The organism is Caldithrix sp., from assembly GCF_056497305.1.
This window is the reverse complement of the sequence record NZ_JBSMDE010000017.1, coordinates 33,604-47,067: the sequence shown is the minus strand read 5'-3', so window position 1 is coordinate 47,067 and position 13,464 is coordinate 33,604. Positions and strand designations below refer to the sequence as shown.

Sequence of the window (13,464 nt, the reverse complement as noted above, 5' to 3'; positions counted from 1 at the left end):
GGAATCACATCATGAAAAACGTAAAGCATAAATTACTATGGATTGTGCCCACAGCCGTTTTTTTGATTGCGCTTCTGTTCATTGGAATCAACGCCTTTGCGCACCACGAGCTTGTAGTTACAGGCATGGTCGAGGTTAAAGAAGTGGACGTAGCTTCCAAAATCCCCGGACGAATCGATTCACTGCTTGTTCATGAAGGAGAGCGAGTTAAAAAAGGGCAGCTCCTGGCCACTTTACAAAGTAAAGAAATCGACGCCAAGGTGGCCCAGGCCAAATCGGTCATGGAAGCAGCCCGGGCCCAGTACGAGATGGCGCTTAACGGCGCCCGGCCGGAAGAGAAAGAAGCCGTACAAAAGCTGTATTTACAGGCCAGGCACCAGTTTGAGTTTGCCCAAAAAACCTATGAACGCATGAAAAAAGTTTACAAAGATAGCGTGGTAGCCCAACAGACCATGGATGAGATCGAATTCAAATACAAAGCCGCAAAAGAACAGATGGAAGCCGCGCAGGCCAAATATCAGATGGTTCTCAAAGGCGCGAGACAGGAGCAAGTTAAAGCAGCCGAAGCCCTTTTTCATCAGGCAGAAGGCGCTTACCGAGAGGCCCTGGCCTACAAAGAAGAAACGCGTTTGCTCAGCCCGCTCGATGGACAGGTACAATCGTTAGTGGCAGACGCCGGAGAAATCATTGCCGCTGGCTACCCCATTGTGACTCTAATCGATCCTTCGGACAACTGGGTAGTCTTCCATCTGCGGGAAGATCAGCTTGCGGGTTTGAAAGAGGGACAAATTGTAAAAGGGTTTGTGCCGGCCTTAAAAGAAGAATTTGAATTCAAGATTACCTACCTGGCCGACATGGGCGATTTTGCCACCTGGCGGGCTACCAATCAGAAAGGTGATTTTGATTTAAAAACGTTTGAAGCGCATGCTCGTCCATTGAAAAGAGTAGATGGTTTGCGTGCAGGAATGACCGTTCAACTAAAGCTCGATGCGAACGATTGAACCTCTGGAGGGTACCATGTCATCGACTCTCATAAAGGCCATCATGCAACGCGAGTGGCAAAGAATAAAAACCAGGAAAACGCTCTGGGCTCTGATTCTGCTTATGCCCTTCGTCGTCTTTTTTAGTCTGGCGCCTATCTATCAGAAAGGGGCTGTAAGGGAGTTGCCGTTGGGCGTCATCGACAACGACCACTCCCAACTTTCGCGCATGATTACCCGCAGCCTGGAAAGCACGCCGACTTTTGCCCTGTACCGTTACTATGACGATTTATTAACCCTGGAAATTGATTTTAAACGGGGAAAAGTACAGGCTGCTATTGTCATCCCCGAGCATCTGGAAAAAAATCTAAAATCGGGCCAAAGCGCACACGTAGTATTTCTAAAGAATTCTGCCAACATTATTGTGGGTAATGTGGCCTACAAAGCGGCCTTGAGCACCCTGCAAACCCTATCCATTGGTCTGGAAATGAAAAAATTTGAGGCACAGGGCAACAGTCCTGCACAGGCTCTGGAAAGAGCGCATCCCATTGCCGTGGAAACGCTGCCCCTTTACAACCCGTTTTACAACTACGAAAGCTATTTAATTGGGGGCTTACTGCCCATCATGTTACAAATGGTGGTGTTGATCGCTGCAGTGCTGGTGTTCAGTTCCGAGTTAAAAGAAGGCACCCTGCACGAACTATGGCATCTATCGCAAGGGAAATTGCTAAATATCGTAACGGGTAAATCGTTACCTCATCTGTTCATACACCTGAGCAACGTGTTTTTATTGACAGGCATCGTGTTTGCGCTGTTTCAGATTCCGATTCACGGCTCACAGTTTCTGCTCATTGGCTATCTCTTCCTGTTTGTGGTGTCTGTCTTTTTTGTGGGCATGTTGATTTCCTGCCTGTTCCGAAATAATGTTCTGGCTACTGAGGCAGCTATTTTCATCAGTACGCCGGCGTTCATTTTTACAGGTTACACCTTCCCTCTGGAAGCCATGCCCTGGTTACATCGCTTTTACGCCCGACTTCTGCCATCCACCTATTTCATGACCGGCTATTTAAAAATCTTTAGCATGGGGCAGGGCTGGAAAGGGGTCATCCCTGAAGTGTTAGCTCTTCTTCTTTTCCTGCTCGTCGGCTTTTCGGGCACCCTGCTGCTGATGTCTTTGCGGAAAAGGCAGATCATGGAGAAAAAATTGACAAATCCGGAGGTTGTGCGATGAAAAAACTGGCCATTGCATTTTACAGGTTGGTTGGCCGCGAAATGGCCCTTCTTTTAAAAGATACTGACATCTTACTCATTGTGCTTTTTTCTCCACTTTTTTACGCCCTGTTTTACGGCACGGTTTATGTACACAAAGTAGAGACTGACATTCCGGTAATCGTCATTGATCAGGACAACAGCGCGCTTTCCAGGACACTGATTCGCAGTCTGGATGCCACGCAAACCCTGGCCGTGGTGCGTGTTGCGCAGGATGCGGCCCAGGCCAGAAAGGCCATCGGAACCTGGCAGGTTCAGGGGGCGATCTGGATTCCGGCCCATTTTTCCCGGGATTTAAAGAGCGGGCGGCAGGCGCACCTGAAAGTCTATTTAAACACCAGCCGCTTTTTGCCTTCCAATGACATCAATCGAGCTGTGCAGCAAACAGCTGCCACCCTGGCGGCCGGTGTGCGTTTGCGTCTTTTCCGCAGCAAAGGTTTGAATTTTGAACAGGCGGTGGCTCAGGTGCAACCTTTGCAGGTCGATGATCGCAATCTGTTTAACGTGCGACAAAGTTATGGCGATTTCCTGATTCCCGGGGTACTGGCCCTAATATTGCAGCAAACTCTGTTGTTTGGTTTGGCCATGTCTGTAGCCAGAGAATTTGAATGGAACACGTTTGAAGAGTGGAACAACAAAAGTCGAAGCAATCCGTTTTTGTTGCTGGGCGGTAAGGGATTTTTTTATTTCATCCTTTATCTGGCTTACAGCATCTTCTTTTTTAGTGTAATCGTTAATGTGTTACAGGTGCCTTTCCGTGGAAATTATTTGACGTTCCTGTTTTTAACCGTTTTGTTTTTACTGAATGTTACCTTGTGGGGCATGCTTCTTGGCACTTTTTTTAGAAGCAAGATTGTGGCTTTACAGACGCTGGTTTTTACCAGCTACCCACTGTTTTTGCTGTCCGGATTCAGCTGGCCGTTGCAGAGCATGCCAACCTGGTTACAGGGCCTTAGTCGTCTTCTTCCTTCCACGCACTACTTTTTGGCCATGCAGCGCGTAACAAGCATGGGAGCCGGGATTACCGACATTGTGCCGGAAATCATTTCTTTGTTGATTCTGTTCATTTTGAGTCTGGTTCTTGGGTTCTGGCGCTTTGCTACTTTACAAAAAAGATATTTTCCGTTGCATTCTACAGGAATTTAATTGTACAGGGCAAAGCAGCGCCTTTCTGGGCGATGGAAATCTTTTGATCAAAAGCGGACAGTTTTAATTTGATTGGTTGTACCCACCCTTACTGCCGGAAGGAAGAGAAAGCCTGGACGACCGTCCAGGCATGAGCGGGTACTCAAACCACCAGAAACATCACTTCCCTTTCTGCTCCGCCCACCATTTTTTGAACTGTCCGTGCTCTAAAATTTTTTTGTGAGCTCCATGGATGGCCAGCTTTTGCAGAGCAGGAACTTCAAACCATTCCGACTGAGTGTAACTTTCAAAATTGAATGGAATTTTTGTAGCACTTTGCAGTAAGATCGGTTGATATTCCAGGTAAATATGGCTGTAAATGTGTTTTAATAAGGGGAACGATTCATAGGAGCGGATTTGTAATTCTGGCAACAGTTTAGACAAAAAGGGATCTAAATTGGAAATTTTTAACTCCGAAAGGGTCGGCATGTCAAAAGCCGGGAATTCCCACATGCCTGCCAGCATTCCTTTGCCATGGCGTTTGGCTAAGAGCAGTGAGTTCCCATGACGTACGATTACAACGAGCTGAAATTTTCGGTGTTTTTTGGGCGCTGCCGATCTGAAAGGAATGTTCTGGACGGAATGAGAACGATAGGCTTGACACCAGGACTGAATTGGGCAATGCTGGCAAAGCGGAGCCGTTGGTTTACAAATTAGAGCGCCCAACTCCATCACCGCTTCATTGAACAAGCCAGGCTGCTCCGGCAAAAGTAATTCCTGGGCCTTTTGCTGAATCGCCTTCCTGGTGGCCGTTAGCCTCAAATCTTCTTTAATGGCAAACACACGGGCAATAACACGCATAACGTTGCCGTCCACCACTGCCAGGGGCTTATTGAAGGCAATGGAGAGAATGGCAGACGCTGTGTAAGGTCCTATGCCCGGTAAGGTAAGCGCTGTTTTAAGATCAGCAGGAAATTGCCCGTAAAAACGTTCGACAATTGTACGGGCCGCTTTTAACATGTTGCGGGCCCGCGAATAATATCCCAACCCGGCCCACAATTGCAAAACTTCATCTTCCTCAGCACGAGCTAAGTCAAAAATTGTAGGAAAACGTTGGTAGAATTTTTGAAAATAGGGCAGGACCTGTTTAACCTGGGTTTGCTGCAATAAAAATTCAGACAGAAAAACAGGATACCAATCGCTACGCTTCCGCCAGGGTAAATCTCTCTGGTATTTCCGGAACCAGTCTATCAGAGCCAGGGAAATGGTTTTCATGTTGTTTTTCAACTTCTTTTTTTATTTGACCAACGAAAAATAGGTAAAAAATAATTTCCATGAAATAACTAAGTCAGCAAAGCCACAACCTTTAAAAAACCGCAAGGAGCGTCCGTCATGCTGCCGGACAGGCTCGTCTGGCCGAGGCAGCCGGACAGGCAAAAAAAGCAATTTAAATTTAAAATTACGAATTACGAATTATTTTGTGAAAGGGCAAGTTGGGTCCAGGCGGTGAAGGCCTGTGCCGGCATGCCATTCTGAAATCCCGATTTATCGGGGACGAAGAATCCCTTCCAGTGGAATACACGCAAACACAACGTAACTCGAGCTTCAGCTCGAGACTTACACCGGAAGAATACCCAACCGTCATAAACAAGCGGGAATCCCTTCCATCATACCGGAAAGGATTTCTCCGCTTTGTCCCGCAACTATCGGGGCATCGGTTGAAATGACACATGGTGGGCTTCAGGCGTAGGGTGGAAACCTGTGGCTTGTTTACTGGTCTTTCAGCACAGGGCATTGAAAAAATCGTTATTCACATTTACCCTTTTCAAAACGCCCAATTACACAAAAAAAAGGGGCGTCACTGGCCCCTTTTTACATTCTTTTTAAATCAACATCTTATTGAGTAACCGTTACCACCAGCAGCCCGCTTGTCCCCAAATTACCAGCCTCATCGTACGCTTTTACATACAACGAGTGGCTCGTAGGTATGGAGTCTGCTACAGTGGTTGTATTCCAGGGAAAAACCCATGGTGAATCGGGATTGGTTGCAGAATTGGTCAGAATGCCATCCACAAAGAACTCAGCACGGGTTACCTTTACATTGTCCTGTAAATCCACCGAAACATTTACGGTACCCGTAACGGTCGCCCCGGCAATGGGGTAGAGGAACAGAGCCCGCGGAGCCACATTATCTGCGGTTGGGCCGGTGCGTGGATAAACAGTCACTGTAACCACCGGTGAAAAGGCCTTATTGTTCCCACCGTCAATGGCTTCCGCATAAATCGTATGGCTGGTAGAATCCGAATAACCGGTAGTATTCCAGTTGTAAATATAGGGATAATCTGAGGTGCTGTGTACATTTTGTCCGTCAATGTAAAAGCGCACTTCCTGCACCGAACGATCATCATCTGCATGAGCCACCACATTGACAATACCTTCCACGGTCTGACCGGACTGGGGATTCAAAATAACCACCGTAGGATCCACATTGTCTTTGCCATCGGCAATAATAAAGTTCACGGTCGGGGCAAAGCCAATATTGCCTTCCTTGTCCTTAGCGGCTGCTAACAGAACATGGGGTATTTTCTTCTCGTAACCCTGAATATTAAAAGCAATTTTGTAAGGAGCGTCGCTGGTGCTCCCAATCTCTTTGCCGTCCACGTAAATCCAGACCGATTGGACCTGGTCGTCATCCGAAGCTTCCACTGTGAATTGCACATTATCAGAAATAATGGCGCCTTCATAGGGAAAGATAACACGCACGACGGGGGGAATAATATCTTTAGGCTCCGGCAAAGAGCAAGCTAACAAAAACAGACCGATGAAAACAAGCAATTTCTTCATGCAGATCACTCCTGTATTTGCAATAAATGCGTTTAATCCTGATTGATTGTACTGTTTAATCGACCATTTCCAAGCGAAAATTAGTCTTAATTTTATGAGCTTTCAGAGAACAAATCGTCTGGCACCTCAATCTCCATGCGCAGCAATGCGGTGCTCATGGTTTTGCCCTGAGCATCGTGTTTCAGAGTGATAGTGCCCCCACCGCCCAACGCGTTGTGCAGTAAAAAATTAAGGGCTCCGATATTGGGCATTTCGAATCGTTCAACCGGCCCTTTCACCATCTCCCCAAAATGTTTCTTAACGCGCTCAACGGTTACTTCTCTTTTCAGAATTTCGTAATATTCCGGTTTTAAGGCAATGATACCAACATTGGCCGTATCGCCCTTATCTCCGGAACGACCATGTGCCAGTTTGATTAATTGGACCTTCATATCTACTCCTTTAACTCCTGATCAAGATTTTGTACAAGATCAATTGCCCGATTTCTAATGGACCGATAAAAAGCCTTCTGTTGTTTGAGCAAACTCCAGTAACCCAGAACCACATTTTGAAATTGGATCGATTTAAAATAAGCCTGGTCGAGCATTTCCCCTTTTTTCATATCGACCTTTTCGAGAAGTAATGGTACAATGAAACGGTTAAAATACTCCTCCAATTCCCGTTGCATGGTTTGCAATCCTCCAGCCCGGTGATAATAATCAAATAATTTTTTACGAAGCTGAAAATCGGAGATCAGCGTTACCTGCCCGGAACTCTGTAATGATTTAAAAGAGCTCTGACGTATTTCAAAGAGATTTAGATGCGTCAATGTTTGCAACAGGATTGCAAACGAGTCCTGTTCCATCTGGTGTGTAGAGAGGTAACCCACCAATTGTTCGAGCTTTTTCTTTTGATAATCTAAAATGGTGAGAAGTGAATCCAGCTTTCCCAAATCGGTTTTTAAATCGTTTTGCAGACCGCTCATGTACAAATGAGCTGCCTGTTCATTTTTGTAATTTTCGTAACTGCGGTTGACTACAAAAGCCAGCGTCACACCAATGACTACCACCAAAATCTCGATGAACTTTTCCATCCAGTTAATGGGGGGCTTACGTCTTTTTGCAACCATCTCTTCACCTTTTTCCCGGGCTTACTTACGCCACCGAAATGGTTAGCACTTTGGGAGCCACTTCTTCCTTTTTAAGTAACGCCGGCCAGTAGGCGATTACTTCGCGCACCCGTGGACGCCCGCCGCCAAAACCGGTAACCGTGGGGGGGCCGGTTAGCACCAGGGGCACAATTTCATTGGCAAAGGTTTCCATCTGTTTCTTGTTCTGTCCGCGCACACCAATCAAAAAGACCACTTCATTGGGGTCTTTTATGGGATGGGCAGTGGTGCCGTGACAGGCGTTGTAACCTAAAAATTCGGTATGAATTTCATCAAAACTCAATCCCAGGTATTCAATCCGTTTACGAATGATCTCATCGGCTTTGCGCGCTTTTTCCAGCGCTTCCGGCCAGGCATAGGTCAACTGCCCGATACAGGTGTAGCCATCAAAGTAAGAGATGGAAACCTTGTAAAACTCAGTAAAAGGCTGGCCTTTAACGCCGAAGACCTTCACGCGATTTTTCCCAACCTGCTGCAGCTGGATGGAGGTGAAATCGGCCACCACATCCGGAGTAATGTATTCTCTGGGATTACCCAATTCGTACACCAGCTGCTCTTTAACCGTCCGGTCATCCACCAGACCGCCCAGTGATTCGTGTTTGGTAATGATCAGCGTTCCGTCCGGGTAAGCCTCTACAATTGGGAATCCAATGCGTTCCATGTTGGGCACCTCTTTCCAGCCGGCCAAAAAATTGCCACCGCTGGCCTGTGCTCCACACTCGTTGATGTGACCGCCAACGATGCCGGCAGCCAGTTTGTCCCAATCATCCCATGTCCAGCCAAATTCGTAAATCATCGGCGCCAGAGTCAATCCGGTATCTGTTACGCGACCGGTAATAATGATCTGGGCGCCCTGTTCCAGCGCTTCCACAACCGGCCTGGCCCCAAAATAGACATTGGCGCTGCTGATCCGATCGCGAATTTTTTCTACCGATTCGCCCGTTTCCATATTACGCAACTCATTGCCGGAAGCCACCAGCGCGTCAATATGGTTCAGAATGTCATCTCCATAAATGGCTGCAATTCGTACGCCTTCCAGCCCCTTGCGCTCCGCGATTTCACGCACGGCTAACATGCAGGCCACCGGATTCACCCCTCCCGCATTGGTAATTAACTTAACCTTCTTCTCAACCAGTTCCGGAAGCAATATTTCCATTAAGCGAATAAAATCTTTGGCATAACCTAAATTGGGGTCCCGCGACTTTTGCTTTTGCATGATAGACATGGTGACTTCGGCCAGGTAATCCATCACCAGATAATCGATGGGGCCTTCCCGCACCTGATCAATCGGGGCATCAAAACGATCCCCCCAGTATCCCTGTCCACTGGCAATACGAATAAATTCTTTCATGCACCGCTCCTGCTATTTTAAAGTTTTTAAATTTAAAGGTAAAAACCATCTCAAATATTGTTCAGGAACACAGAATCAAAAAGTTTAAACAGCTGCTCCCCCAATTCATATCGGTTTTTTTATTTGCTTGTGAGACAAAATAAATTCCTTTACATGCGTTTAATTCGGGATTTTATTCCCTGGGCGTGGATTACTGAATTTTCTCCAGAATCAGCCAGATCATGGCATCGAACGGATATTTCCCTTTTAAATTCTTCACATCCTCCAGATCAATTTTAGCCACGTCCTTCACCAGAACTTTTTCAACCGAAATTCCGGACAATCGATATCCGCCCTTTTTAAACAGGGGGGCCACTTTTGCCCAAAAAGGATATTTGAACAACAGATCGGCTACCCAGGCATTGATCTGTTTGCTGGCGTTAACCAGTTTTGCACGATCGGCCTGCCATTGGGGGGATTCGGCCGTCTGACGGATTAAAAACGTTTCCAACCGGGGGTACTCCACCACACGTCCCAGGAACAGAGAAGAAAAACGTTGCGCTCGCAGGATGGAATCCCGCTCGGTCGTTAATTTTTCGATTAATTGAAAAAGCTGAGCTTCCGAAACGGTCTGGAGATGATTCGGGGTCAATGGTCTTACGCGAACGGTTAAGGTATTCCACCGCAAATCCCCTTCAACTTTTAATGTACCCTGTCGGGTATGAATTTGAACCAGATCCATTTCCTGAGACAGGGCCGTACCCGCTAAAAAACCGAGCAGGGCTATGCCGGCCAAAATCTTTTGCATTCCCGCTCCTTCCGGAATTGAGGTAATAAGTGTACTATTTTTTTCATTCAAATTCAAAAAAAGTAAATGGCAGTCCCAGCATTTCGAATGATTGAAGCGTCTATTTCAGCAGCACCATCTTTTTTGTTTCTGAAAAATTTCCGGCCCGCAAACGATACCAGTACACCCCGCCTGCTACCGGCTGTCCGGTCTGATTGGTTCCGTTCCAGCGCACAATGTGTTCACCTGCCAGCATGTATTTGTTTAGCAGCAGTTTGATGCGATTGCCCTGTACATCAAAAATTTCCAGAATGACCCATTCTGTTCGGGGAAGCTGGAATTTAATGGTCGTGGCCGGGTTAAAGGGATTTGGGTAGTTGGCCGCTAAACGAAATCGATCAGGCCCTTTTACCGGGTTGTCATCCATGCCTGGTGTGACCTCAGTATACAGAATAAAAGCGGTCTTGCTGGCCATGGCGCCGGCATGCCAACCCCATCCGCAAATGTATTTTCCATCGGTAGAAATCCCGGTAGCATAAGCCAACGAAGAGCCATCGCTAAGTAAATCAGCATAAATTTCATTCAGGTCGCGCATTTGTCCATTTCTATGCCAGATGAAAGCGCGCCAGTTAGACAGGGAATCTTCACTCCAGCCCACAACAATCTGGCCATCTGCCGAAACGTCGTAGGCTTCGCTGTATTTGCCGCCCAGGGTGCCTAAATCTTCCATGACCCCATCCTCCCAGCGGAAGGCATGGTAACGGGACGAGCTGAGGGCGGTATCGGCGTAGCCCACAATCACCCGGCCATCTGCAGAAATATTCAGGGCAGTACTATTTTTACCCCCCAGTGTGCCAATATCTTCCATAACCCCATTCTCCCAGCGAAAAGCTCGCCAGTCATTACTGGAGTTGCGGGACCAGCCTACCACAATACTTCCATCAGCCGAGGTAGCGTAGGCATTGCTGTGCTCTCCTCCCAGAGTGCCCAGAGGTTGCATTATTCCGTTTGCCCGGCGGAAAGCCACTGAATGGCCGTAACTGTCTTTGGCGTAGCCTACGACCACTGAGCCATCGTCCGAAAGGTCATAAGCCTCAGAGTGCTGGCCTCCCAGAGTGCCCAGGTTTTGCAATCCCGTTTCCAGTGACCAGCGGAATGCCCGATGATTGTTACTGCTATCAGTGGCGTACCCCACAATGAACCGGCCATCAGGGCTTATGCCATGGGCCGCGCTCCACACACCGCCGAAAGTGCCCAGATCTTCGGCAGTACCATTCAACCAGCGCACGGCATGATGCCCGCCACCGGCTGCTTCGGCCTCACCGACCACCACGACGCTGTCATCCGAAACGGCCATGGCCTGCGTTTCATAATTCAACAGGCCCCACAACCAGGTTAGAGTTTGACTTTTCAAGTAATCAGGATTTAAAATCACCATGGCGATGATCAATCCTGCAACTAACTTACTGGTTTTCATGATCTTCGCTCCTATTCAAATAGTGATACGGCAAAATTGCTTTTCGTTGTTTCAATGGTCGCGTACGTTTTTTAGACAAGACGATAACAGAAGCATTCACATTTTAGTGCAGATACCATCAAGAATGCATGGCAAACTACAAAAAAATAAGAAATAAATAGTTGGACAGTCAAATAAAAATGGAACGGCGTTCTCTTTAATACTGGTAGATACCTCATTTCTTTAATTTAAAATTTGTTGAAAATTTTACCCTTACGCCATGGTTTTGTTACAAATAAAATTTATCTTGGCCATAGCTATGATTTCATCAGGAGCGCCCATGTTCAAATTCATGTTACTGTTGTTTTGCGGGGGCATTGTTTTCCATTCTTCACTCGCTGCCCAGGTCCAAATCGGGGAGCAGGCCATTACCTTTCAATTGCCCGATACCTCGGGCCAAATCATTGACTTTGAAGATTTTCAGGGAAAGGTCATCATGCTTAATTTTTTTGCGACCTGGTGTGGGCCATGTCAGGTGGAGGCGCCCTTTCTGCAAGATTCGATCTGGAATGTGTACAAAGACAAAAACTTCGTATTGATCGCTCTGGATTTCCGGGAAAATCGCCGACTGATGAAACAGTTCATTAACCAATATGGGTTGACCTATCCCGTGTTGCTCGATTCTCTGGGACAGGTTTTTGATGCCTACGGGTTACGCCTCTTTCCAACCAGCATTTTCATTGACCAGCAAGGGAAAGTCGCCTATCTGAAGGAGGGATTCAATATTTCTGAATTCCAACACGTCATTGATAGCCTCTTGCAACCTTCTGCTCTTTCAGAACGCTTTGTTCCAAAGCCCATTTCATCGATTGAAATCATAGGCAACTACCCCAATCCTTTCAACGGCGCGACCAAAATCCTTTTTCGTCTGAACCAGGCCGCTCCAGTCTCATTAAGCCTGTTCGATGTCAATGGGCGCTTTATTGCAAAATATCAGGGCCATTTTAACAGGGGGACGAATCAATTTCGCCTGCGTCTGGATCCTCTGGGAAGTGGCACCTATTTTTATCAACTCCAGATGGCGGGCCAGAGGGCAACAGGCCGTCTCCTCTTTCAAAAATAGGAAGTGACTACCATGAAAAAATATCTGTTATGCTGGTTACTTAGCCTGAACTCCATGCTCTTTTCCATAGATGAATTTACTCCTCGTGGGGTCTACACCCCGCCCTTTTTTGCAGAACTTTTAGATGTTGAAGTTTATGATGAACACACGATTTACACTTTTGGTGTAGGTGGATTGGTGTTTCTGGATGTGGAAAACCTGAACCAACCTAAAATGATCGGCCATTTTGATCCCGGCGACATTTACAATCAAAGATTTTACAACGTTCAGGCCAGGGGTTCCCTGGCGATTGGAGCCGCCCGCCAGGCCGGTCTTTATGTTCTAAACATTGATCATTTGAATGCTCCCCAATTGATGCAAATTTACAATCCATCTACCTATTCCTACGAAAGCGTGGCCTTTAACGACTCGCTGGCTTACGCTGCCGTTCACGAAAAGGGCATTGAAGTTTTGAATATCAAAAATCCAAAAATTATTCAATCTGTGTATTTTGTGCCTGGCTTGACCAATTGCTGGGACGTTGTACTGAGCGGTAATCATCTCTTTGCGGCAGACGGCGGCGCTGGTCTAAAAATCTATTCTCTAAAAGATCCCCTACGTCCTGAGCTGATCGCTTCATTGCCCAGCGCCGGATCGGCAAAAGAAGTACTGGTGAAAGATCAATTGGCCTTTGTGGCGTTGGGCGCCAGTGGAATCGATATTGTTGATTTGTCCAACTTAACCGCTCCGCGGTCCTTAGCCCATTTTAAACATCAATTTGGCATTCTAAACCATCTAGCCATTCACAACACCATGCTGTTTGGCGCAACCTGGGAACTGGTGATGGCCATTGATGTTTCTGAGCCCGACAACCCACGATTGATCGCCACAGAAGACACGCCCACACGCGCCATGGGCCTGGCCGTTTTTCAAAATCAGGTATTTGTTTCGGACTGGAACTCCCTGCGCACCTACACTTTTCAAGATTTTGCACTGCCAGATATTCATGTTAAGCCCACCACCTTTGATTTTGGATTCAAAGGTTTGAACCAGCCCATCCCTCAAAAATTTAAAGTCTTTAACCTCGGTGAAAGCGCTCTGGAAATCACAAACATCGCTATTGATCATTTCGATTTCCAGGTAGAACCACGAATACTTACCATTGAAAGCCAAAAATCCGCTGAAATCCTTGTCACCTACACGCCAACGCATCAGGAAACATACCTGAGTGAATCATTAACTCTGAACTCAAACGATCCGGATGAGCCGACCAAACATGTCTCGCTTTTTGCCGGTCAAAATCGTTTGGCCGTCGGCGATTCTGCTCCTGATTTTCTCCTGCCCGATGTCAATAATCATTACCACCGGCTTTCTGATTACCGCGGGCAGATTGTGCTGCTGGCCTTTTTTGCCTCCTGGTGACC

12 protein-coding genes are annotated in these 13,464 nt (G+C 47.0%); 5 read left to right on the top strand and 7 right to left on the bottom strand.

The window, feature by feature from the left end:
• Positions 1-11 precede the first annotated feature (11 nt).
• From ACWB0I_RS01635 to ACWB0I_RS01625, 3 genes are read left to right on the top strand one after another with little or no spacing between them, the layout of a single operon-like run.
• A complete protein-coding gene (locus ACWB0I_RS01635) occupies positions 12-1,001 on the top strand; it encodes an HlyD family secretion protein (RefSeq protein WP_479386287.1) in 990 nt (329 codons plus the stop codon).
• A gap of 16 nt (positions 1,002-1,017) precedes the next feature.
• On the top strand, positions 1,018-2,211 hold the full coding sequence (locus ACWB0I_RS01630; RefSeq protein ID WP_479386286.1) for an ABC transporter permease: 1,194 nt from the start codon (positions 1,018-1,020) through the stop codon (positions 2,209-2,211).
• Entirely contained in the window at positions 2,208-3,395 is a 1,188-nt protein-coding gene (locus ACWB0I_RS01625) for an ABC transporter permease (protein WP_479386285.1), read from the top strand. The genes ACWB0I_RS01630 and ACWB0I_RS01625 overlap by 4 nt, the downstream gene beginning before the upstream one ends.
• 159 nt (positions 3,396-3,554) lie before the next feature.
• On the opposite strand, the gene mutY is transcribed toward ACWB0I_RS01625, so the two are convergent.
• The 7 genes from mutY to ACWB0I_RS01590 all read right to left on the bottom strand — a co-directional run bounded on the left by mutY (position 3,555) and on the right by ACWB0I_RS01590 (position 10,959).
• Positions 3,555-4,649: an A/G-specific adenine glycosylase gene (mutY, locus tag ACWB0I_RS01620; protein WP_479386284.1), complete on the bottom strand. Its 1,095-nt coding sequence runs from the start codon at positions 4,647-4,649 to the stop codon at positions 3,555-3,557.
• 621 nt (positions 4,650-5,270) lie between these two features.
• A complete protein-coding gene (locus tag ACWB0I_RS01615; protein WP_479386283.1) occupies positions 5,271-6,218 on the bottom strand; it encodes an Ig-like domain-containing protein in 948 nt (315 codons plus the stop codon).
• 92 nt (positions 6,219-6,310) lie between these two features.
• Positions 6,311-6,649, bottom strand: a complete 339-nt coding sequence (locus tag ACWB0I_RS01610) for an AtuA-related protein (protein ID WP_479386282.1) — start codon at positions 6,647-6,649, stop codon at positions 6,311-6,313.
• 2 nt (positions 6,650-6,651) lie between these two features.
• Entirely contained in the window at positions 6,652-7,326 is a 675-nt protein-coding gene (locus tag ACWB0I_RS01605) for a DUF6090 family protein (protein WP_479386281.1), read from the bottom strand.
• A gap of 25 nt (positions 7,327-7,351) precedes the next feature.
• Positions 7,352-8,716 (bottom strand): acyclic terpene utilization AtuA family protein, encoded by a 1,365-nt coding sequence (locus ACWB0I_RS01600; protein WP_479386280.1) that lies wholly within the window; start codon positions 8,714-8,716, stop codon positions 7,352-7,354.
• Positions 8,717-8,906: 190 nt separating this feature from the next.
• On the bottom strand, positions 8,907-9,503 hold the full coding sequence (locus tag ACWB0I_RS01595) for a hypothetical protein (protein ID WP_479386279.1): 597 nt from the start codon (positions 9,501-9,503) through the stop codon (positions 8,907-8,909).
• Positions 9,504-9,603: 100 nt separating this feature from the next.
• Complete coding sequence (locus ACWB0I_RS01590; RefSeq protein WP_479386278.1) at positions 9,604-10,959, bottom strand: T9SS type A sorting domain-containing protein; 1,356 nt, start codon at positions 10,957-10,959, stop codon at positions 9,604-9,606.
• 319 nt (positions 10,960-11,278) lie between these two features.
• Between ACWB0I_RS01590 and ACWB0I_RS01585 the strand changes: the two genes are divergently transcribed.
• Entirely contained in the window at positions 11,279-12,061 is a 783-nt protein-coding gene (locus tag ACWB0I_RS01585; protein ID WP_479386277.1) for a redoxin domain-containing protein, read from the top strand.
• A 12-nt stretch (positions 12,062-12,073) separates the two neighbouring features.
• Entirely contained in the window at positions 12,074-13,462 is a 1,389-nt protein-coding gene (locus ACWB0I_RS01580; protein ID WP_479386276.1) for an Ig-like domain-containing protein, read from the top strand.
• Positions 13,463-13,464: the final 2 nt, after the last annotated feature.